At 69.3% G+C, this 22,100-nt stretch carries 19 protein-coding genes; 12 read left to right on the top strand and 7 right to left on the bottom strand.

Going from position 1 to position 22,100, the window contains the following annotated elements:
* Positions 1-174: 174 nt before the first annotated feature.
* Entirely contained in the window at positions 175-1,374 is a 1,200-nt protein-coding gene (locus TOK_RS24380) for an acyl-CoA dehydrogenase family protein (protein WP_098960323.1), read from the top strand.
* 59 nt (positions 1,375-1,433) lie between these two features.
* Positions 1,434-1,883 (top strand): AMP-binding protein, encoded by a 450-nt coding sequence (locus tag TOK_RS24375; protein ID WP_172457760.1) that lies wholly within the window; start codon positions 1,434-1,436, stop codon positions 1,881-1,883.
* Between the two features lie 448 nt (positions 1,884-2,331).
* Here the strand turns inward: TOK_RS24375 and TOK_RS34440 are convergent, their stop codons facing one another.
* The 3 genes from TOK_RS34440 to TOK_RS24360 form a co-directional block, all read right to left on the bottom strand.
* Complete coding sequence (locus TOK_RS34440) at positions 2,332-2,550, bottom strand: biotin carboxylase N-terminal domain-containing protein (protein ID WP_374754932.1); 219 nt, start codon at positions 2,548-2,550, stop codon at positions 2,332-2,334.
* 326 nt (positions 2,551-2,876) lie between these two features.
* Complete coding sequence (locus TOK_RS24365; protein WP_098960321.1) at positions 2,877-4,001, bottom strand: amidohydrolase family protein; 1,125 nt, start codon at positions 3,999-4,001, stop codon at positions 2,877-2,879.
* A 293-nt stretch (positions 4,002-4,294) separates the two neighbouring features.
* Positions 4,295-5,044: an enoyl-CoA hydratase/isomerase family protein gene (locus TOK_RS24360; protein ID WP_172457759.1), complete on the bottom strand. Its 750-nt coding sequence runs from the start codon at positions 5,042-5,044 to the stop codon at positions 4,295-4,297.
* A 1,023-nt stretch (positions 5,045-6,067) separates the two neighbouring features.
* On the opposite strand from TOK_RS24360, the gene TOK_RS24355 reads away from it, so the two are divergent.
* From TOK_RS24355 to TOK_RS24335, 6 genes are all read left to right on the top strand, one after another.
* The gene (locus TOK_RS24355; protein WP_098960319.1) at positions 6,068-6,868 is read left to right on the top strand and encodes an MBL fold metallo-hydrolase; all 801 of its coding nucleotides are present in this window, start codon (positions 6,068-6,070) and stop codon (positions 6,866-6,868) included.
* The gene (locus tag TOK_RS32885; RefSeq protein ID WP_172457758.1) at positions 6,861-7,004 is read left to right on the top strand and encodes a hypothetical protein; all 144 of its coding nucleotides are present in this window, start codon (positions 6,861-6,863) and stop codon (positions 7,002-7,004) included. Before TOK_RS24355 ends, TOK_RS32885 begins: the two co-directional genes overlap by 8 nt.
* Positions 7,005-7,209: 205 nt before the next feature.
* Positions 7,210-8,442 (top strand): CaiB/BaiF CoA-transferase family protein, encoded by a 1,233-nt coding sequence (locus TOK_RS24350; RefSeq protein ID WP_216362091.1) that lies wholly within the window; start codon positions 7,210-7,212, stop codon positions 8,440-8,442.
* Positions 8,443-8,758: 316 nt separating this feature from the next.
* On the top strand, positions 8,759-9,883 hold the full coding sequence (locus TOK_RS24345) for a thiolase family protein (protein ID WP_253258614.1): 1,125 nt from the start codon (positions 8,759-8,761) through the stop codon (positions 9,881-9,883).
* Complete coding sequence (locus tag TOK_RS24340) at positions 9,880-10,275, top strand: Zn-ribbon domain-containing OB-fold protein (protein ID WP_172457757.1); 396 nt, start codon at positions 9,880-9,882, stop codon at positions 10,273-10,275. The genes TOK_RS24345 and TOK_RS24340 overlap by 4 nt, the downstream gene beginning before the upstream one ends.
* Positions 10,272-12,710: a CoA transferase gene (locus tag TOK_RS24335; protein ID WP_098960316.1), complete on the top strand. Its 2,439-nt coding sequence runs from the start codon at positions 10,272-10,274 to the stop codon at positions 12,708-12,710. The genes TOK_RS24340 and TOK_RS24335 overlap by 4 nt, the downstream gene beginning before the upstream one ends.
* Positions 12,711-12,883: 173 nt before the next feature.
* Here the strand turns inward: TOK_RS24335 and TOK_RS24330 are convergent, their stop codons facing one another.
* Together TOK_RS24330 and TOK_RS24325 are read right to left on the bottom strand one after the other, a co-directional pair.
* Complete coding sequence (locus tag TOK_RS24330; RefSeq protein ID WP_172457756.1) at positions 12,884-13,330, bottom strand: nuclear transport factor 2 family protein; 447 nt, start codon at positions 13,328-13,330, stop codon at positions 12,884-12,886.
* Positions 13,331-13,406: 76 nt separating this feature from the next.
* Positions 13,407-14,336, bottom strand: coding sequence for an alpha/beta hydrolase (locus TOK_RS24325; RefSeq protein WP_098960314.1), 930 nt, complete (start codon positions 14,334-14,336; stop codon positions 13,407-13,409).
* Positions 14,337-14,845: 509 nt separating this feature from the next.
* Here TOK_RS24325 and TOK_RS24320 point away from each other — a divergent pair.
* Positions 14,846-16,546: an NAD(P)/FAD-dependent oxidoreductase gene (locus tag TOK_RS24320; RefSeq protein WP_098960807.1), complete on the top strand. Its 1,701-nt coding sequence runs from the start codon at positions 14,846-14,848 to the stop codon at positions 16,544-16,546.
* A 139-nt stretch (positions 16,547-16,685) separates the two neighbouring features.
* A complete protein-coding gene (locus TOK_RS24315) occupies positions 16,686-17,798 on the top strand; it encodes an alcohol dehydrogenase catalytic domain-containing protein (protein ID WP_172457754.1) in 1,113 nt (370 codons plus the stop codon).
* Positions 17,799-18,181: 383 nt separating this feature from the next.
* Here TOK_RS24315 and TOK_RS24310 read toward each other — a convergent pair whose 3' ends face one another.
* Entirely contained in the window at positions 18,182-18,376 is a 195-nt protein-coding gene (locus TOK_RS24310; protein ID WP_098960312.1) for a hypothetical protein, read from the bottom strand.
* Positions 18,377-18,843: 467 nt separating this feature from the next.
* Here TOK_RS24310 and TOK_RS24305 point away from each other — a divergent pair, with 467 nt between their 5' ends.
* Both TOK_RS24305 and TOK_RS33555 read left to right on the top strand, forming a co-directional pair.
* Positions 18,844-20,529 (top strand): acyl-CoA carboxylase subunit beta, encoded by a 1,686-nt coding sequence (locus TOK_RS24305; protein WP_216362090.1) that lies wholly within the window; start codon positions 18,844-18,846, stop codon positions 20,527-20,529.
* Positions 20,530-20,620: 91 nt separating this feature from the next.
* On the top strand, positions 20,621-21,691 hold the full coding sequence (locus TOK_RS33555; RefSeq protein ID WP_216362089.1) for a MaoC family dehydratase N-terminal domain-containing protein: 1,071 nt from the start codon (positions 20,621-20,623) through the stop codon (positions 21,689-21,691).
* A 159-nt stretch (positions 21,692-21,850) separates the two neighbouring features.
* Here TOK_RS33555 and TOK_RS32880 read toward each other — a convergent pair.
* Positions 21,851-22,100 (bottom strand): hypothetical protein (locus TOK_RS32880; RefSeq protein WP_172457753.1); only part of this gene is annotated, 250 nt, incomplete at its 5' end.

Below are 22,100 nucleotides of genomic sequence, written 5' to 3'. Positions count from 1 at the left end.
AGGGTCGCCCGGTCCGACGTAGCGGCAGGTCGGTCTCGTCCGCTGCCGACCGTGCGGTGAGGCGCGGGCCAGAACCTGGAGGGCAGAGCGATGAGCATGGACCGGCGGTTTGGTTCCGGGACCGCGCGCGCCGGCACCGATGCGTGCTCGGCCGGCCGAACCGAGGTCTGAGGAATGGTCGAGCAGGACGAGCTGGAACGCTTCGAGGCCGACGCCGAGACGTTCCTCAGCGCCCACGTTCCGCTGCGGAAGTCCGGCGCCGAATGGAGTGTGGGCTCCGACGCGGTCTCCTCGCTCACCGACGCCACACTCGAGGAGGCGCGGGCCGAGGTGCGGGTGGCCAAGGCCTGGCGGGCCCTCGAGTTCGACGCCGGCTTCGGGTGGATCACCGGTCCGGTCGAATGGGGCGGCCGTGGACTCGACAACGAGTTCCAGTGGTCCTACTGGAAGGTGCGTTCTCGCTACGAGGTGCCCGACGAGAACCCGCTCGTTCTCGCGCTCGGGATGGTCGGGCCCACCGTGCTGGCGCACGGCCGGGACTCCCTGCGTCGGGAGATGGTCACCCGGATCTTCCGGGGCGAGATCGCGGCATGTCAGCTCTTCAGCGAGCCGGGGGCCGGGTCCGACCTCGCGGCGGTGCAGACGAGGGCCGTGCCCGTCGAGGGCGGCTGGAAGCTCAACGGCCAGAAGGTGTGGACCTCCGGCGCCCACGTGAGCGACGTCGGTGAGGTGCTCGCCCGCACCGATCCGGAGGCACCGAAGCACCGCGGGATCACCGCGTTCCTGATCGACATGCTGTCCCCCGGCGTGGAAATCCGACCGTTGCGCCAGATGACGGGCGGTGCGCACTTCAACGAGGTCTTCCTCAACGACGTCTTCGTGCCGGACGATCGCCGTCTCGGCGAGGTCAACGCGGGCTGGGCGGTCGCGGTCACAACGCTGCTGAACGAACGGGCCAACCTGGGCTCCGGTGGCGCCGACAGCCTGCTCCGCCACGTGCGACTGCTGATCGCGCTGGCCCGTCGTCGAGGGCGGGCCGGCGACCCGGTCGTCCAGCAACGGATCGCCGAGCTGTACGAGCAGGTCACGGCGTCCGAGCTCGTGGGTGAGCGCGCGTTGGCGCAGGTACGCGCAGGGCGGGAGCCGGGCCCGGAGCTGTCGGTGTCGAAGCTGCTGCGCAGCGACTCCATGAAGCGGCTCAACGATCTGGCGTCCTTGCTGCTCGGGAGCGATCTGATCGCCGACAGCGGCGAGTGGGGCACGTTCGCATGGGCAAAGCACCTGCTCGGCACGCCGGGTGCCGCTCTCGCGGGCGGCACCGACGAGGTCCAGCGCAACATCATCGCCGAGCGCGTCCTAGGCCTGCCCCGGTAGTCGCACACGCGGCGATGCGTCCGGCGGCCGCCGATGTCTCGACCGATAGGAGACCGTTGATGTCCGCACCGGCCCACCGGGCGCTCGTCGATCCGGGACGCCCCGCCATCGTCGGGGCCGGTTCGAGTCGTCAGCCCACCTGCGGCCAGCTCGACGAGCGGAGCCGTGCCCTGGCCGCCTGGTTTGCCGAGGTGGGTCTCCGTCACGGCGACCACATCGCACTCGTCCTGCCCGACCGAGTCGACTACCTCGTCGCGGCGTGGGCGGCACGGCGCGCGGGCCTGCACTACACGCCGGTCGACATGCACCTGACCGCCACCGAGCTCCGCTACGTGATCGAGGAGTGCGGCGCCGCCGTCGTCGTCGGCTCCGCAGGTCTGATCGCCCTGTTCGACGTCTCCACGGGTCGTGTGCTGTGGTGGACCTTCGACGACCCGGCGACCACGGGCTGGGAACGACCGACGGGAGCCGCCTGCGGGGACCTCGAGCCCGGAGCTCGAAGGGTGTGATGGTCCACCCGTCCGGCACCATCGGCCGGCCGGCCGGGTCACGTCGACAGCAGCTCGCGCGAGCGTCTCGCGCAGCGCCGGCGTCCGCGTAGGTGCGGGGGCGATCTCGATTAGCTGCTGGCGGCAACGCTGCTGCAGCCACGGTCGCCCAACGAGACCGCCTCCACCGTCGCCGGCGATCTGAACCTCGATGTGGCGGCCCCCGGATCGGCGGCTGCTCGATGTAGACGGTGCAGCTCCCGAACGCGGCCCGTGCCTCCGACGCACGGCCGTCCGCGGCCCGGCGAGCTGGCTTCGGCCAGGGCCGCATGTCGGCCGCGGCCTGCCGTTGCCTCGACCATCACCGCGGCGTCGGGGCCGAGATTCGCCGGTCCACCGGCACCGCGACACCCACGGACTCGGCACGGGCGTGTGCGCGCACCTGGTCAGACGAACGTCAGGGCCGGCATCAGCGCAGCGCCGGGCCGGCCCGGCACTCTCGGAGAGAGAATCCGTAACCGGGGTGGATGGCGTCCACGCCGGCCGAGGCCGCCGCCCCGACGGACGGCGGCCCATCGAGATGGGCGGCGGGCCCGGCACCTGGCAGGTGCACCACGTCGTCGGCCCGGCGTGCGTGCAGGGAGCCGGCGTCGTTCGCGAGACCGAGCTGCCGAGCGCGCAGCGGCAACCCGCCGGCCGCCCGATCAGCTGTGGCGTTCGTGCTCCGCGGTCGGCGCAGGCTTCGGTGCAGGGTCCGCCGGATCGGGGGGATCCGGGACAAGCGCGATCCACTACGAGCGGGAACCGGCCGGCCCCGGGCGATGGCTCGTGGCGGACCCCCGCGCCGGTCGGCACGGCGAACCGCATCTGCTGAGTCCTCGTGTCGTCGTGTCGGAGGGTCCCCGACAAATGCCGGAGCAGGGGATCGCCGACCGGGCCGGCACCGGACGTCGGTGCGACCGGAGTTACCCCCATGGTCGGGGGCCCCTCCGGTCGCCCGGTGTCAGCAGGGCATCAGGTCCAACGGAACAGCCGCATGGCGTTGCCCGAGGCCATCGCCTCGACCTCGTCCTGGGGGACGCCCGCGAACAGCTTCTCCACCTGCGGCTGGGTGTTCGGGTAGGTGGTCTCGGCGTGCGGGAAGTCGGTCTCGAACGTGATGCGGTCGATGCCGACCCGGTGCCGGAGTTCGACCGCCACCGGCTCCACCACCATGCAGGCGGTGAAGTTGCGCTGGAAGATCTCCGTCGGCGTGTGCTCGATCCTCGCCCCGTCGTCCCACCGGGTGTGGATCTCGAGCATGCGGTCCGCGCGCTCGAGCAGCGCCGGGACCCAGGAGATGCCGCCCTCGGACAGGACGAACTGGATCTTGGGGAACTTGCGCAGGATCGGGCTGAACAGGAGGTTGATGAAGCAGGATGCCGCGTTGGCCTGAACGAGGATGATCGCCGCGCTCCACGGGATCTCCGGCGAGGGAAACGTCAGCTGGCCGCTCGTGGCGACGTGCATGCAGACGACCGTGTCGGTCTCCTCGATCGCCCGCCACATCGGGTCCCACGACTCGGAGAAGAAGGACGGGAGGCCGAGTGGGACCGGGTTCTCCGGCAGGGACACCGCGCGGCCACCGCGGGCGGCGTTGGTACGGATCTCCTGGGCTGCCCGCTCCGGATCCCACAGCGACACCAGCGTCATGGGGACGTAGAAGCTGGGTTCCGCCGCGCACCACTCGTCGAACACGAAGTCGTTCCAGGCGCCGACGCACTCGCCGGCGAGTTCCTTGTCCTTGAAGTCCAGGAACAGGGTGCCGGAGAACTTGGGCAGCGTCGGGAAGCAGATGCTCCCGATGAGGCCGTCCTTTCGCAGCACCTCTGCGCGGGCGCTGGCGTCGTAGTACTCCGGCAGGAGGTCCTCGCGGCGGAGGGGCTGCTCCTGCATGCCCATGGGCGCGTCGTCCTGGCGGCCGCCGACGAACTCGTTCCGCAACGGCATGCTCACCTGGCGGTCCTCGACCAGCCACTTGAGCCCGTCCTCGTCCTCGATCAGCCGGGGACAGACGTCCTGGTACTTCGCCGGGAGCCGGGTCTGCCACAGCTCCGGCGGCTCGAGCAGGTGGTCGTCGGTGCTGAACAGCTTGATCATGATGACTCCCGTGGTGTCTGCACAGTGGGTCGAGCCCACAGCATAGGGACGAATTGAGGCGCCTTAAAGGGCATTCGCGGTCCGATCTGATCGGTGACCTGACGCTACGTGCGAGGGCTCTGCGTCCGACGGAGACGACGATCGGCCCCTTGCGTCGGTTCAGGTGAGGGAGGCGGCGCCTGTCGGTGGTAGGTCACTCCGCTCGGGCGGCCCGGCACGTCGATCACGGTGAACGCTCACGAGTGCGGGTGAATAGAGGAGATCTATTCACCCGACTCAGCGACCGTTGCGGGTCATGTCGGGCTCGCGAAACGGCTGGTCCGTTCGAGGAAGTCGGGTGAGGCGACGAGGTCGACCTGGAGCCGCAGACAGGCTTCGAGGTGCCCGGGCAGCCGCTCGCGCAGTTCGGCGCGACTGAGCTCCACGTAGCCGGTGAGCGTGGCCCGGGGGAGCCGTCCGAGTCGGTCGGCGTCGACATGTGCAGCACTCAGCGCACCGCCGGAGGAGGCCACGGCGAGACCGAGCCGCTCGGCCCCGCTGGGCGTCATGCGCTCCGACGAGCCGAGCGTGGTCCACAAGGCACCGGGGGCCACGTGTTGCATGAGGGAGACGCCGCCGGTCCCCGGGATGAGGCCCAGCGCGGCCCAGCCCTGGGCGAGCCAGCCGTTCGGGCCGATGATGCGGTGGTCGCAGGCCAGCGCCACATCGAGGCCGATGCCGATGGCGGGACCGTCGATGGCAGCGATCGTCGGCACGGGCAGGCCGACGAGCGTGGTGATGAGCTTCTGGAAGACGCCGTAGATGTTGTCGCGGACGACGGCGGGGCCGCGGGCGGCGAGCTCGCGCAGCGCGGTGAGGTCGCCGCCCGCGCTGAAAGCGCCGTTCCCGGTCAGGATGACGACCTTGACGTCCGGGTCGTGACCGACCTCGACAAGGGCGTCGGTGAGCTCTCGGCCCTGGGGAGGGCCGAGAACGTTGCGCTTCTGTGGCCAGTCGAGCGTGACGACCGCCGCGGGACCTTGCCGTGAGATCCGTACTGGCACGAGTCCTCCTGATGTCGACGTGTGGTCGGGTGGGGCGTGCGGTAACGCACGTCGCGAGCTCTTCGATGCCTTCGACGGGGCGTGCATGCGGCCGGCCGTGAGGTGATCGCCCGCGCGACGAGCCCACCTGCACCACGGCCCGGCGACGCCCGCCGACGACGCCGGAGCCGGGACCGGGTAGGCGGCTGCCCGTCTCCCGGTGCCGGATGGTGACACTTCCGTGGTTCCCCCCCCGCGACTCGGCGCGAGGGGAACCTCCTCCGCCGCCGAGCGCGCTCAAGGGGCCCGTTGTTCATGACACGAGCGGGAGATTAGCGTACTCATCCCGTTTCTGCGTAGACGATCTCAGTAGGTTTGCCTCCGGGGATCCGGGCGGGTGCGGGTCGCAGCGGCGCCCGGTGGCGTGACGACCATCCGTCGAGTGCAAGCGCTCCGCGCGCGCGCTCACCCGAACTTGCCTGGTGACAGTGGGTTTCTCGACGAGGGCGGGGCGGCTGGTCAGCGGCAGAAGGGCGTCGGCGGCCGGCCCCGCAGCGCCGTGTGATACATGGCCGAGCATTGATCGTTTGACAGGGCAGTGACCTAATAGGTACACTTATTCCGGTTGTGACGGCGGCGGCGTCGTGCGCCGAGTTGCGCCACCGGGCGGTACACGCTCGAAGAGCTGAAAGAGGGTTCCGCGCGCACGCCGCGGGCGAAACGATCCGCGGCCTCGTCGTCCAGGTGGATCGGGCTTCGCCGACGTCACCGTCGAGCCCCGAGGCGAGGAGCCGGCCTCGGCGCCCTACCGCAGCCGGCCACGGCGTTCGAGGACGGTCGTGGAGCTCACCGAGGTGTCGCGATGGCGCGGCGCCCGACAAAGTCTGGGAGGAGTGCGCCTGTGACAACTGACATGACCGGTCGCCGCGAGGAGGTCGTGGCTCACTTCCGGCCTGGCTCCGGGGCCGTGGCACGCTCGGCGGACGCCGCCGGGCGGGTGGTCTCCGCCGGGTGGCGACTGTCGTGGGACCGGGGTGACCGGTCGTGACGTCACCGCTGTCGATCGGCCGCCACCGCCTTCTCTCCGTGAAGGACGGGGCCTTCCGCATGCCGCGCAACTTCCTCGGTGACGGCCGCGAGCACCCCGAACTCCTCTCCGACGACGGCAAGGTGTGGCTGCCGATCGGCGCCTTCCTCATGCCGGGCGACGAGCCGCTGCTCATCGACGCGGGGCTGGCCCACGGATTCCCCAAGCCCGAGATCATGACCGGGGGCGCGCTGCTCGACGAGCTGGCCACCCTGGGGACTCATCCGGAGGACGTGCGGCACCTGGCCCTCAGCCACCTGCACCCCGACCATGTCGGCTGGGTGGCCACCAAGCGCGGCGGCGTGACCTTCCCGAACGCCCAGGTGTACATCGCCCAGGGCGACTGGGACCACTTCATCGACGCAGCCAACTACGGACCGCCACCCTGGGTTCGGCAGGCGCTCTGCGACTTGGCCGAGCGGGGGCGGGTCACGATGATCGAGGGGGAGCGGCAGATCGTTCCGGGCCTGACCGCGCTGCCCGCCCCGGGACACACCCCCGGCCACACCGTCTTCGTGGTCCACGACGGACGCGAGCGAGCCATGCTGCTCGGGGACGCGATCTATTGCCCTCAGCAGCTCACCGCAGTGGACTGGAGCGCGGCCACCGACGTGGATCCGCTGCTGGCCCGGCAGACCCGCGAGTGGCTGTGGCGGGAGATCGACAGCTCGGGAGCCGCCGCGGTGGGCCCCCACTTCCCCGGACTGCAGGCGGGTCGGGTGCTCGGCCGCAGGTGGCAGGCGGTACCGCATGCCTGACCAGACGACCGGGACCGCAACGCCGACGGTCGCCGGCGTCCACGCCCGCGAGCACCATGAGGCGGAGATGTTCTGCGGGTTCGGCCGCCACGGAGAGACCGGCGGCGCGTCGGCGGCGAGGTCGCGGTGGAACTGATCGCCGGCCGGCGGGCACGTTGTCGCGACGGGTGGCCCGGCGCGACCACTGCAGCCCACGGTGACGAGTCGTCTCGTCGCGACCGTCACGCAGCAGGTTGCCCGGGCACGGCCCCCGACGACGGCCCGGGCCGTGCCGAAGCGGGGCCGTTCGCGGGCCGGAGTCGTCCGCGCGCCCATTGTGGACCCGATCACCTGGAGGCGCTGTGCGCACGTTGCTAGAAGGAGTCCGGGTCCTGGATTCAGGGATCCTCCTGGGCGGCTCGACAGGGATGCATCTCGCGGACCTGGGCGCGGACGTCATCAAGATCGAATCACCCACGGTGGGCGACTACTTGCGGGACTTCCTCGGGCAGGTCACACCGCATCACAGCCCCGCATTCATGGAGTGCAACAGGAACAAGCGCAGCGTTGCGCTGAACCTGAAGCAGGAGAGGGGCCGGGAGGTCTTCTACGAGCTCCTCGCGACCGCCGACGTCTTCATCGACGGCTTCGTCGCCGGACAGGCGGAGAAGCTGGGGATCGGCTACGAGGCTCAGCGGCGGGCGAAACCGGACATCGTCTACCTCCAGTTCACCGGGTTCGGCTCCAACGGCCCGTACGCGACCGTCCCGACGCACGGCCTCCTCATGAACGCGCTCGCCGGTGCGATCCCGGTGGCCGTGGACGAGCGTGGATGGGTGGTGGACGCGCCGAACGAGGACGTGTGGGAGGGGACGACGAGCGGTGGCGACGCCAGCGCGTCGGCGGCCGCCTATGCCGCCATGTACATCCTCGCCGCGCTCGTGCACCGGGCCCGCACCGGTGATGGATGTCGTCTCGATGCGGCGGGATCGGATGCGGTGATCGCCGCCGGCCACGTCGCGGCAGTGACCAACCTGAACTTCGAACGGATCGCCGATCGGGGTCAGCTGGAGGGGACGAAGCTGATCGATCCCGACCTGACGTCCAAGTACACGCACTATCGCACCAAGGACGATCGCGTCGTCCTGTTCGCGGGTATCGAGCACAAGTTCTGGGACAACTTCTGCCGAGCCGTGGCCCGGGAGGACCTGTTGGTGCACAAGGACTCGTCGCGTCCCGCCGACTGGGGCCTGGTGCCGGGTCTCCGCCAGGAGGTCAGTGACATCTTCGCCTCGAGGACCCTCGACGAGTGGATGGACCTCGCAGTCAGCCACGACATCCCGATGGGGCCCACGAACCGCATCACGGACCTGTTGTCGGACGCGCAGCTCCGGGCCCGCGAGATCCTGGTCGAGTCGGAGCACCCCGGCGCGGGACCGTTCACCTTCGTGGGGTCGCCGGTGATGGTGCAGGGGCAGCCCTTCGAGATCCTGCGACACTCGCCGGAGCGGGGCCAACAGACCGAAGAGATTCTGGGCGAGCTCGGCTACGAGAGCCGGCAGATCCAGGAACTACGCGACGGCGGCACCATCTGACGCAGCGCGGAGTGTCGCGCGGCGAGCGGTGCGGCGTGCACCGGCTCGCACCAACGGCTCGCGCAGCCGGTCCTCCGTCGCGCCGCTACCGGGTTCCGAGGCCGGATTTCCGAGAGCCACGGCCGGCCTGCGTCCTGCGCGGGATCCGGAAAGTCCGTCAGTAGTTTACCAGGTTGACCTGATACGTTCGGTTCGGTGACGCTCATCCCGTGGCGCTGCAGCTCGGTTCGGCTGCCAGACGCGCGCCCGAGCGCAAACTCGGACCCTGGAAGAAAGACTTGCTGCAGTGACATCTGAACGAAGGCGGAACGTCCTCGTGGCCGGGGTGTATGCGACCCGGCAGGCGCGCTCCCTCGCGCCGGCGACGTCGCTCGAGCTGATCCTGGAGGCGGTCCGAGGCGCTGTCGCCGATGCCGGACTGGAGCTCGGTGACGTCGACGGGGTCGCGGTGGACTGGCCGGGGCCAGGGGGGCTGGTCGGCGACTGCGCTTCCTGGGCGCCGGTGATCGGTCACGAACTCGCGTGGGTCGGCTCCGCGCAGCTGGACAACGCAGGAGCCCGCGGAGTCCTCAAGGCGGCAGCGGCGATCCAAGCCGGCCTGTGCGATGTCGCCGTCGTCGGAGGCGGTCAGTCGGGGGCCTACACCTCGAACGTCGATCCGGGGGCGGTCACGGAGTTCGTGACGTGGACCGGGGCCTCCGTCATGGCGCAGTTCGCGTTGGTGGCCCAGCGGCACATGCACGAGTTCGGAACAACTCCCGAGCAGCTCGCGACGGTTGCTGCGACCATCCGCAACAACGGGTCGGTCAACCCCGAAGCGATCATGTTCGAACGTGGGCCGTACGCGGTGAGGGATGTCCTGGCCTCTCGCTTCGTCGCCGAACCGCTGCATCTCCTCGACTGCTGTCTGGTGGGGGAGGGCGCGGCTGCAGTCGTGCTCGTGGCCGCGGACCGGCGGCCGGACCTGCGTCAACCAGCTGTGGAGCTGCTCGGCGGAGGGATGGGGTTCGGAGACGGAGGTTATGTCGCGCCGCCCAGCCTGACGAAAGCGCGCGAGGTCGGCACGAGTGCAGCGCGCCGGATGTTCGGGCTCGCGGGCGTCCGGCCGTCGGACGTCGACGTGTTCTGCTTGTACGACGCCACGTCGTTCGAAGTGATCCACCATCTCGAGACGCTCGGTGTCTGCGAGTTCGGGGAGGGCGGCCCGTTCGTCGAGAGTGGCGCGATCGGCCGCGACGGCTCGGCCCCGGTCAACCCGGACGGTGGATGCCTGGCCTTCGCCTGGAACGGCACGCAGCAGATGACCCTGAAGGTCATCGAGTGCATCCGGCAGTTGCGGGGGACCGCGGTCAACCCGGTCGACCGCGACGTCGACGTCGCCGTGGCGACGAACGCCGGATCGGGCGCGAACCACATCGAGATGGCGGTGTTCGGGAAGTGAGCGAGCAGGCGAACGCTGTGACCGCGCCGTTCTGGGCCGCTCTGTCCGCGGGCGTCCTCACCGTGCCCACCTGCGACGAGTGTGGACGCACCTTCTTCCCTCCGGTCATCGTGTGCACGCACTGCGCCGGGTCGTGGAAGTGGGGTGAGGCGACCGGGAGGGGAGTGGTCTACAGCTTCAGCGTCGTGCACCGCCACGACGCGCTTCCGACGCCGTGGGTCCTGGCCGTGGTTCGCCTCGAATGCGGGCCGCTCTTCCTGACGCGGCTGGTCGGCATCGAGCCCGGCGCGGTAGAGGTCGGCCTGGAGGTTGTTCTGCAGCCGACGAGTGACGGCGACGGCACGCTCGTCCCGACCTTCGGCCCTGCGACTCCGGAGGTCGTCTCCCGATGACGGGCCGAGCCACGTCCGACCCACTGAGCTCGCCCTTCGCCGACCGACGGGTCATCGACCTGTCCGAGGGCATCGCCGGTGGATACTGCACCAAGTTGCTCGCCGACGCCGGTGCCGAAGTGATCAAGGTCGAGACCGGTACCGGGGACTTCCTGCGGCATCGGAACCACGGACGCGATTACGCGGGCGACTCACCGCTCTTCCGGTTGCTCGCCGCGTCGAAGTCGAGCGTCCTGGTGGATCCGCAGCTACCCACGGACGTCGAGTTCGTGAGGTCGCTGATCGCTGCCGCGGACGTCGTGGTGTGGTCCTCGGACTCGGCGCTGGCGAAGGTGGAGGCCCTGCATCCGGAGACGATCCGCGCCGGGTTCCCGGCGACGTCGGTGGTGGCGATCAGTCCGTTCGGCCTGCACGGTCCCTGGGCGCACCGGGCAGCGACGGATCTGACCATCCAGGCATGGGCGGGCGGGCTCGGGCAGCGCGGGAACCCGGGGCAGCCCCCGGTCGCGGTCGGCGGAGAGGTCGACGCGTGGTCCGCGGGCACCTACGCCGCCTCCGCGGCGCTCGCCACGCTCCTCGGGGGCGACCCGTTCGGTGCCCTGATCGACGTCTCGATCCTGGAGACCAGTGCGACGACGCATGCCCTGCATCCGGTCACCTATCGCTCGATGGCGGGCAAGCCGTTCCAGTCGGTTCCCTACGTCAACATCCCGGGCATCGAGCGGACGAAGGACGGCCTCGTCGGGTTTATGATCATCACCGGGCAGCAGTGGCAGGACTTCTGTGTCCTCGTCGAGCGGTTCGACTGGCTCGAGGACGAGTCCTTGATGTACTTGACCAAGCGCAACGCGCGCGCGGACGAGGTGCATGCGGGCATCGAGGCGTGGTGCGCGGCGCGTACGACCGATGAGATCGTCGAGCTGGCCTCGACGTTGCGCATCCCGGTAGCGCCGATCGGCAACGGCCAGACGGTGACGACGATCGAGCACTTCTCGGCGATCAATGCGTTCGTGCGCAGTGCGGACGGCACGTTCGTCCAGCCGAGCCGGAGTTTTCGCATCGATGGTGATTCGGCATACGAACCGGGGCCGGCGCCGCGCCTCGGTCAGCACACGGAGCAGGTGCGCGCGGCGGAGACGACACCTCGGACGACGGGGGACGCGGAGCCGCACGCGCCGTCGCTGCCTTTCGAGGGTCTCCGTGTCGCCGATCTGACGCAGTTCTGGGCGGGGCCGTCCATGTCTCACTTCCTGGGGATGCTCGGGGCCGAGGTCATTCACCTGGAATCGACCCGCCGGCCCGACCAGATCCGCAACAACTCGGTCCGCGCACTGACGGAGGCCGATTGGTGGGAATGGTCGCCGATGTATCAGGGACTGAACACCAACAAGCTCGACGTGACCCTCGACATTTCAAGCGCCCGGGGCCGCGAACTCGCGCTGAAATTGTTTGCGCAGTGCGACGTCCTGGTGGAGAACTTCAGCCCGCGTGTTCTGGACAATCTGGATCTGACGTTCGAGGACTTGCACGAGGTCAACCCTCGTCTCATCGTCGTACGGATGCCCGGGTTCGGATTGTCCGGCCCATGGCGTGACTTCACCGGTTATGCCCAGACCTTGGAACAGGCCTCGGGCATGGCATGGCTGACGGGACATCCGGATTCTCCGCCCATCGTGCCGAATGGTCTGTGTGATCCCCTGTCGGGTGCGCACGCCGTGGTCGGTCTGATCGAGGCGTTGGTACGCCGCCGCAAGACGGGCCTGGGCGGCCTGGTCGAGGCCCCTATGATCCTGATGGCGCTGAACCTCGCCGCCGAACAGGTGGCGGAGTACACCGCCCACGGACATCTCCTTCGCCGGACCGGGAACACGAGCTCCGTCATCGCGCCGCAGAACCTGTACCTCGCGGCTGACGAGGAGGACGGCACACGCCGCCGGTGGGTGGCCATCGCGGTCTCCGACGACGCACAGTGGACGTCGCTGTGCCGCGTCCTCGACCGGCCGGACTGGCTGGAGGATGCGCGTTTCCACACGGCGGGCGGCCGTTGCGCGCATCAGCCCGAGCTGGACGAGGCCCTCGCAGCCTGGTGCGCGATGCGCGCGAGCGATGACATCGTCGGCACGTTGTGGGAAAGCGACGTCCCCGTGGCCAAGGTGCTGATGCCCCACGAGCTGGACGACATCCCCCAACTGGACGCGCGGCGCTTCTGGCAGGACCTCGACCACCCGCTGGTGGGGCGCATCAAGGTCGGTGGACATCCGGCAGCAATGTCGAACGTGCCACTGCCGCTCCACCGTTCGCCTGCGCCGATGCTCGGACAGCACAACGAGCAGGTCCTGTGTGGCCTGCTCGGGATCAGTGAGGCCGAGTTCGCCGCGCTGGAGGACGGCGGGCTGGTCGGGACGATTCCGGCGGGTGCCACGATCCAGTGGTAGCGGCCGCGAGGTGATTCGCCTGTCGTCCGATCACGGGCCTGGCCGCACGTCCGACCGTGCGAGGACGTCGCTGTGCCTCTGCTGACACGACGGCCCGCCCACGAGATGTTGCACCTCGCAGGCGGGCCCTCGCAGGTGGAATGGTCGAGGCGCCGTCCTACCCCGTCATCCAGTCACCTGTCACCCGGTTGCGCCTTGTCGTCCGGGTGATGCGGTGGCCGGGCCTCGTGCCCGCCGAGGGTGGGGTCGTCGTAGAAGGCGGTCATCGATACGATCCTGTCGTCGCGGATGACGTACTTCTCCAGGACCGCGACGTCGACCGCGGTGCTCTCACCGGTCGGGACAAGGCTCATTCGTACCTCGAGGACGGCGATGTCGTCGTCGGCATAGAGCCCGACCGTCTCTGCGGAGCGAACGGACCATGCGGCCGCCTGTGCGGCAATGAGCTCGTCCATTCCTGACAAGCCGACCCAGGTGCTCGGGTACGGTAGGGCCGACGGATAATTGAATGTGACGGCCTCGACGTCCACCAGCTTTTCCAGGGCGGCGCGATCGCGTGCCCTTCTCGCCTTGATGTAGTCCTCGACAACCTTGCGACTCTGTTCCCGTGTGTTGCTCACGCCTGAACCGTATCGCGGAATGCGCGTGCTGAGCGGCTTCTCGGCGCACTTCGAGGAATGAATCGCCTCGCCCCTCTCACAATGCGTTCCGCAGCATCGCGTCGACTTCGCGTTCGATGAAGTCGAACCCGGCTGCACTTCCGGGTAGCACTCCGACCATCGACAAGAACGAATGCATCTGCCCCTCGAACCGTCGATGAGTGACACGGACCCCTGCGTCACGCAGCCGGTCGGCGTAGGCCTCGCCCTCCTCCGCCAGCACGTCGTGTTCCGCGGTGATCACCACCGTCGGCGGGAGACCGCTCAGGTCGGGTGCCCGCCCAGGTGAAGCCTCGGAATCGCGGCGAAGGGCCACGTCGGGCAGGTACATGCTCCAGAACCACTCCATGCTCGCTCGATCCAGCAGTAGCTGGTTGGCGGGATCCAGGTACCCGTCCCGGTCCAGGTCGCAGTCCGTCACGGGGTAGCAGAGCAGCTGCCCGGCCAGCGGCGGCGCGCCATGTCGGGTCGCGCGTTGGGCGACGACGGCGGCCAGGTTGCCGCCGGCGCTGTCACCGGAGACCAGCAGCGGGAGGCGCTGTCCGGAGTCGACCGTCAGATGCTCCGCTGCCCAGCGCAGTGCGCTCCAGGCGTCCTCCACGGGAACCGGGAAGGCGTGTTCGGGCGCGAGGCGGTAGTCCACGAGTGCGACGAGGCAGTTGGTCCGCGCCGCCACTTCGGTGCCGAATGCGGTGAAGGCGGCGGCGGAGCTGAGGGCCCAGCCACCTCCGTGGTAGTGGACGATCACGGCGCGGGACCGGCCGTGCGGACGGAGCACCCGGATGCCGAATCCCCCGTCCGGCCCGTCGATCGTCACGTCGCTGACCTCGGCTACCGATCGCTCCGTTCGAGCCATCGACACCCCGGCGGCGGCACGCGCCTGGTCGAGCGGCAACTCGTACAGCCTGGGTGCAGCACGCGCGGCAATCTGGTCGATCAGGGCCTGGGAGGCGGCGTCCAAGGTCATCTTCGGCGTCCCCTTCTGTCCGGTTCGGGAAGGAGATGTCGGCCCGGACACACGGCCGGTCATCAGGAAGTGCCGTCGCCGGCGGCGGTGATCTGCGGCAGCCCGAAGGGGGCGCCCGCACACCCGGGCGGGGCACGTGCCCAGGGAACCTAGCGGCTGCGCAAGAACTCCGCCAGCACGATGTCCCATCGACAGATGACACTCAAATCCGTTCCGGGGCGGCGCCTGCACTCTGCGCGGGGTTGACAACCAGGTCCACCTCGTTACGTTAGTCATGGCGGCAGGGACCGCGTGCCGGAGCGGTGGCCACCGTTCGAGCCGCAGTCCCGAAGGGTCTTCGCCGGCGCGCGGGCCGGCGAAGACCCGCGTGGCCGGGTTCGCCAGGAATGTGTGGGCTCGCTCACCGCGCCGGCGACGGACCTGTCCGCTGATGTGGGCCCGCGTGCTCCCGAGGGTGGGCGGGGTTCGCCACGGCGACTGAACACCTACGGCAATGAAGGCGGATGGACATGGCCAGCTCAACTGCAACGAGGGACGCTCCGGATGGGGACAGCGCCCTGGTCAAGGACCTCGTGATCGTGGGGGCCGGTCCTGCGGGCCTGTACCAGCTCTACAAGGCCCGGGAGATCGGGCTGGATGCGGTCGTGGTGGAGCGGGGCGGCGGTGTGGGCGGGACCTGGTACTGGAACAGGTACCCGGGCCTGGTGGTGGACGCGCCGAGCTTCGACTACTCCTACTCGTTCTCGCCGGAGCTGGAGCAGGAGTGGGAGTGGAGCACGTGGTATCCGTCGCAGCCGGAGGTGCTGTCCTACCTGGAGCACGTGGCGGAGCGGTTCGACCTCCTGAAGGACATCCGGCTCAACACGGCGGTCGTGGGCGCGCAGTGGCAGGCGGACGAGGGCCGGTGGGTCGTCGAGCTCGCCGACGGCGGAACGATCAGTACCCGGTTCTGCGTCATGGCCACGGGGTGTCTGTCCGAACCGCGAGCGCCGGAGATCGACGGTGTGGACACGTTCGCCGGTCGCGTGCTGCACACCGGGACCTGGCCGCACGAGGCGGTGGACTTCGTCGGGAAGCGAGTGGGCATCGTCGGCACCGGGTCCTCGGGTGTGCAGACATTGCCGGTCGTCGCCCAGACCGCGGCCAGTGTCACGCTGTTCCAGCGCACGCCCGGCTTCTCCGTGCCGGCTCGGAACCGGCCGTTGACGGAGGAGGAGACCGCCGAGGTCAAGGCGACCTATCGGGCGCGGCGCGAGCAGACGCGGCACTCTCCGGGCGGACTGCTGTTCCCGCCGGCCGAGAAGTCGGTCTTCGAGGCTACGCCGGAGGAGCGGCAGGCGAGGTTCGAGAGGTACTGGGAACTCGGCTGGCCGGTGACCTTGACCTACACCGATGTCTCCACGGACAAGGCGGCCAACGACATCGTCGCCGACTTCGTCCGAAGCAAGATCCGGGAGATCGTGCAGGATCCGGAGCGCGCGGACCTGCTGACCCGCCAGGACTACCCCATCGGCACCAAGCGGATCATCCTGGACACCAACTACTACGACACGTTCAACCGGGACAACGTCGACCTCGTCGATGTGCGGACGACGCCGATCGTCAGCATCGACCGCGACGGTGTGAACACCACCGACGCGCACTACGACGTGGACATCCTGATCTTCGCGACCGGCTTCGACGCCATCACCGGTGCGCTGCTCGCGATGGACATCGTCGGAGAGCAGGGGGTGCGCCTGCGCGACGAGTGGGCTGCGGGGCCGCGGACCTACCTGGGCCTGTCGGTCGCGCACTTCCCGAACCTCTTCCTTGCAACCGGTCCGGGCAGTCCCTCCGTCATCAGCAACGTGTTCGTCTCGATCGAGCAGCACATCGAGTGGTTCAGCGACCTGTTCGCCCATATGCGCGACCACAACCTGGCCACGGTCGTCGCCACCGTGGATGCGCAGGACGACTGGGTGTCGACGGTGAACGCGGTCGCGGCGCGGACGCTCTACCCGACGGCGGCGTCGTGGTACATGGGCGCCAACGTCCCCGGCAAGCCGCGGGTGTTCATGCCGTTCCTGGGTGGAGTGGGGAACTACCGCAAGATCTGTGACGAGGTGGTGACCGACGGCTACCGGGGCTTCGTGTTCGAGCCGCTCGATGCGCAGGTACCGGACGAGGCGACCGCGCGGGTCGCCGACGCCACCACTGCGGCCGCCCGCTGATCGGTGTGTCGCCACTGCGCGCAGCCCCACGCCGAGGGGGCGCCGACGGACGGTCGGGCACGAAACCAGCTTCGTACGGGAACTTCATCATCGGGCCGCTCGGGCGGCACATCGTCAACGAACCTCAGGGGTGAACACAGTGCCTCGATCTGTCAAGGCGGCCGTGCAGTGGGAAATCGGCCAGAAGTGGACGGTCGAGGAGGTGGAACTGGCTGACCCGATCGGCGACGAGGTGCTCGTCGAGGTCAAGGCGTGCGGGCTGTGTCACTCTGATGACCACAACATCACCGGTGACGCCCCCTCGGCCGTGCCGGTCGTCGGCGGGCACGAGGCTTCCGGGATCGTGCGGGCTATCGGCCCGGCGGTGAACCGGGTGCAGGTCGGCGACCGGGTCGTTCTGGTGGCGACGCCGTTCTGCGGCAAGTGTGCCTACTGCGCGACCGGCAGGGGCGCGCTGTGCGACCAGAACGCCTTCGTCATGAAGGGCCACGCCCCCGAGGGCCACTACCGTTTCACCAAGGACGGCACCGGCATCGGCAGCTACGCCCAGGTGGGCGGATTCGCCGAGTGGACCGTGATGTCCCAGACCCAGGTCATCAAGATCGACGACGACATCCCGTTCGAGGTGGCGGCGATCGTGGCTTGCGGAATCGCCACCGGCTACGGCAGTTCCGTGAACGTCGCCGGCGTGCGACCGGGCGACACCGTCGTCGTCGTGGGGGTCGGCGGTGTCGGGGTCGGTGCGGTGCAGGGCGCGGTCATCGCCGGCGCCGCCTCCGTGATCGCGGTGGATCCCTTGGCTCCGCGACGCGATGCCGTGATGCGGTTCGGCGCCACCCACGCGGTGGCCACCCTCGAGGAGGCCGGGGCGATCCTGGCGACGGAGACGCGAGGCGTGATGGCCGAGTCCGTCATCCTCACTGCGAGCGTGGTGCCCGGCACCCTCATCGGCATGGCCAGCGATCTGGTGGCCAAGGGCGGCAAGTTGGTGGTCACCGGTGTCGTGCCGTGGCGGGAACGCAACATCCCGATCAACGTCAGCGCCTTCCTCATGTACGGCCGCACGCTCGGCGGGAACGTCTGGGGCTTCACGCACACCTACGACGACCTGCCCCGCATCTTCAAGCTCTATCGGGCGGGCCGCCTCAAGATCGACGAGATGGTCACCAGGACCTACCCCCTCCACGAGGTGAACGAGGGCTACGCCGACATGCACGCCGGCGTGAACACTCGCGGGGTGCTCGTCTTCTAGGTCCTGGCCCGGGCGGCGCCTCGGGAGCGGCCGGCGGCGGTTTGCCGGCAGCCGCTCCCTGGCCGTGGGCACGGACGTGCCTGGTGCAGGATTCGCGGGACGCAGCCCGCTCGGTGTCGCGGACTGCCCTGCTCACCGACGCCGAGTGGGCGGTGATCGCGTCATCACTGCCCTCGTCGACGGGTCGCCGTGGCCGCCGGTTCCGCGATGACCGCCGGGTGGCCACAGGAGTCCGCACCGATGGCGGTAGCTGATCGGCACGAACCTCACCTCGGGCACAGGGGAGGGTCGAACGACTCGGATCCGCCGGCCGAACCCGCTGATCACGCCCTGGGCCCGGGGCGGCTGTCGCCGAAGACCCTTCAGCTCGTCGACGGCCACGGCTACCGCTGGTCGTACTCGTCGGCCCCGGCCAGGCGGGTGACGCCCCGATGTTCGCGCACCTGAGCCTCGCCCGCCCCGGTGCCGGGCGGCCCCGGACCCGACGGGATGCGCGCGGACAGGACCTGCTCCTCGCGGGCACCTGCGGTCGCGGCGGATCGTCGCTGGACCGGCTGACCACCGAGGACACCGCACACGCCCAGGTTCTCGCGGTGGTCGTCCGCCCGCGCTCGACGCCCTCGACCGCCGCAACCGCAACGTCGTCGAGCGCGGGTTCTGCTCGGTCGAGCAGTGGCGTGGCCACCCGCCAGGACAAGCGGTCGATCAGTGACGCGGAGGCAGATCAGCGCGGATGAGTGTTCTGTGTCGCGGCCGCGGCTCCAGCGCTGCCGCCCGACGGCACACGATTCTGCGGTCGGTGAGGGTCGACACTCCGAGCCGCTCGCTGTTGATCCGAGATCCTGCCAGGGAGCCCGGGACGCCGCTCCGGCCCGTCCGCGTGCAGCCCGGATCCGCCTGCAATCGATTGCAGCAGCGTGATCTGGGCCGCGGGAACGGGGACCTCGCACGGCACGCGCCCGGGACGCCCGATACCGGACTCGCACCCCGGTGCGGAACCCACACCCCGTGGGAGCCGGCGCAATCTTGACTGCAGCGACGCACGGTGGAAGCCTTCGGCTGCGAGAGCATTACAGGTCACTCAATTACTGATCGAGGTGCCGTGAGCCGGGTCGACGACGGACAACGAACACTGGGCGGAGCTCGCTCGGGTGATGAGGATCCGGCCATCACGGACTGGTCTCCGGAGGTCGCCGAGATCGACCGTCGACGCGCCCTCGCGATGCAGATGGGCGGTCCCGAACGCGTCGCCAGGCAGCACGCGGCCGGACGCCTCACCATTCGTGAGCGCATCGATGGTCTCGTCGATCCCGGCTCGTTCCACGAGTTCGGCGCCCTGGTCGGGTCAGCCACGTACGAGAACGGTGTCATGTCCGGGTTCACGCCGGAGCCCTACGTGGGAGGCCTGGCGAAGATCGACGGGCGTCCCGTCGTGGTGGCGGGGGAGGACTTCACCGTCCGCGGCGGATCGGCTCAGGGGGGAGTGCCGGGCCAGCGCAGCAAGCGCCACTTCGCCGTTCAGATGGCCGAGGAATACCGGGTGCCGTTCGTGCAGATGCTCGACGGCGTAGGCGCGAACGTGGCTGCGATGGATCAGCTCGGTCGCTCCTACATCCCGAACAGCGGGGACTGGTCGAGGAACCTCGGGCTGCTGGCCAAGGTCCCGGTCATCGCAGGGATCGCGGGCGCGGTCGCAGGTGGCGTCGCCGCGTACGCGTTGCTCACCCATTGGAACTGCATGATCGAGGGGAGTGAGCTGTTCTCGGCCGGCCCCCCGGTCGTGAAGCGGGCAATCGGGCTGGACATCTCGAAGTCCGACCTCGGCGGCACGGACGTCCACGTCCGGCAGAGCGGCGTGGCGGACAACCTCGCCACGGACGAGCTGGACTGCTTCGCGCAGATGCGGCGATTCCTGTCGTACCTGCCGCAGAACGTCTGGGAGCTTCCTCCGTACGAGGAGCCGAACGACCGGCCGGACCGGCGCGAGGAGGCGTTGCTGTCGATCATCCCGCGCCAGCGCAAGCGCGCGTACAGCATGCACAAGCTGATCGGCCTCGTCGTCGATGAAGGATCCTTCTTCGAGATCAAGCCGTTGTATGCGCGGTCGCTGATCGTCGGCCTGGCGCGGATGCATGGCCACGTCGTGGGGGTCGTCGCGAACAACCCCATGGTCCAGGGCGGCGCGTTGGACGTTCCCGGGTCGGAGAAGATGACCCACTTCATCGAGATGTGCGACTACTTCCGCATCCCTCTGATCAACTTCGCAGATGTACCCGGGTTCATGGTGGGTCCGCAGGCGGAGGCCGCCGGAGTCCTGCGCTCGGGCATGCGGGCCCTGTGGATCGCCCATCAGATCACCGTTCCTCTGGTGACCGTTCAGGTCCGGCGTTGCTACGGCATGGCCGGCGTCGCGACCAGCACACCGGCCCGCCTCGGACTACGCATCGGCTGGCCCTCGGGCGAATGGGGCTCGATCCCGATCGAGGGTGGGGTCGAGGCCGCCTACCGTCGGGTCATCAACGACGCGGCAGATCCGGATGCGAAGCGGGCCGAGATCGAGGACAGGCTCCGCTTGATGAAGAGCGTCTTCCCGATCGCGGAGGCTTTCGGGGTCGAGGAGCTGATCGACCCACGGGACACCAGACACGTCATCATCCGCTACCTGGAGACCGCGATCCCCCGCCTGTCGCATGACCTGGGTCCCAAGCCGCGCTACGGCGTGCGGCCGTAGCGCAGGGGACATCGCGGCGCTTCCTCGATCGAGGGGCGCTCCTCCCCGCCAGGTCGTGACCTGCGCCTCTGAAGGAGAGACGAGTAGCTCGATGGAAGACGATTGGCGCCGCGACTGGCAGGTCGTCGCCGACACAGTGGGAACGGACTTCGACACCGATCCGCCGGTGGAGGGCGCTGATCGGATCGAGAGCGGCCTCATCCGTCGCTTCGTCGAGCCGTTGGAGTTCTCCTGCCCGCTGCATTTCGACGCCGCCGTGGCACGGAAGCACGGCTACCGCGACGTGGTCGCGCCGCTGACCAGCCTGATCACCTTCTCGATGCCGCCGATCTGGCGCCCTGGCGAGCCGCCTGTGTTCACGGTCGCGGCACGAGACGCGCAACCGGACCGATCTCCGGTGAGCGGCCGCAAGACCGGGTTGGAACCGGAGTGCACGGGGTTCTTCGCGACCGACATCGCGATGGACTGGCTACGTCCTGCCTACGTCGGTGATCGCCTGCACCGTCGAGGAGCGACACTGGTCAGCTGCGTTCCCAAGGAAACGAGCGTCGGACGCGGCGCCTTCATGACCTGGGAGAGCGATATCCGGAATCAGCGTGACGAACGGGTGGCCCGGGTCCGCACCGGCACCTATTCGTACGTTCCGAACGACGCGGACAGGGCGCAGCCCGCCTCGCCCGCAACCCGGTCCCGCAGCGACCGGCCACGGCTGCGCGAGTCTGACGTCGACTGGAGCCGTCAGCGCACGTGGAACGAGGTGGCGGAGGGCGATCGGCTGCCGTCGCTGGCGTTCCCGATCAGCGTCTATCGCCTCGTGGTCGAGGCGGGCGCGAATCGCGACTTCAATTCGATCCACCACAACAGTGACTACGCACGTGCCACCGGGGCGCCCGAGATGTACGCGAATACCCTGTTCCTCCAGGGCATGTGGGAACGAGCGGTCCGTGAGTACGTCGGACTCGCCGGCCGGATCCGCGCCCTCTCGAACTTTCGGATGGGGCGATTCAACGTCGCGGGCGACACCGTCGAGGTGCACGGGACCGTGGTCAGGCGTTGGCGTGAGGACGGCGTGGGTCACGTGGCCATCGAGATGCTGTCGGAGAACTCTTCCGGCGTGACCGTCGGACCTGGTCTGGTCACGGCCACGCTGCCGGACTCCTGACCGGACGAGGCGGTCGCCCCCTTCCACCGGCCGCCTGCCCTTCGCGTCGAGTCGAGCCCCCGCGTCGGGCCATCCGAGGGTTGCCCCGGACGATCGACCGGTGGTGCGTGCGGTTGCGTCGGGGGCGGGCGAGTTGTCCGGGTGGCTGGTCGGCTCGGTTCAGGGGATGAGTTCGATGGGGGTGTTCGAGCGCTTCTCGTAGTACTTGCCGATGGCTTGCAGGTGGTCGCGCCAGTACGTCTGGGCGTCCTCGCCGGTGTCGGTGTCGGTGTCGGTGTCGAGGATTTCCAGGAAGCGTTCGTGGGCATGGTGGGAGCGACGCATGCGGTTCTTCAGTGCGCTGCTGGAGGGCGTCTCGGAGATCTGGCTGTGCTGGCGTCGCATGAGTTCGGTGGCCATCTCGGCGAAG

This window comes from Pseudonocardia sp. N23, assembly GCF_002583555.1.
In the GTDB taxonomy this organism is placed as follows: Bacteria; Actinomycetota; Actinomycetes; order Mycobacteriales; family Pseudonocardiaceae; genus Pseudonocardia.
This window is presented reverse-complemented; position numbering and strand designations above follow the sequence as displayed.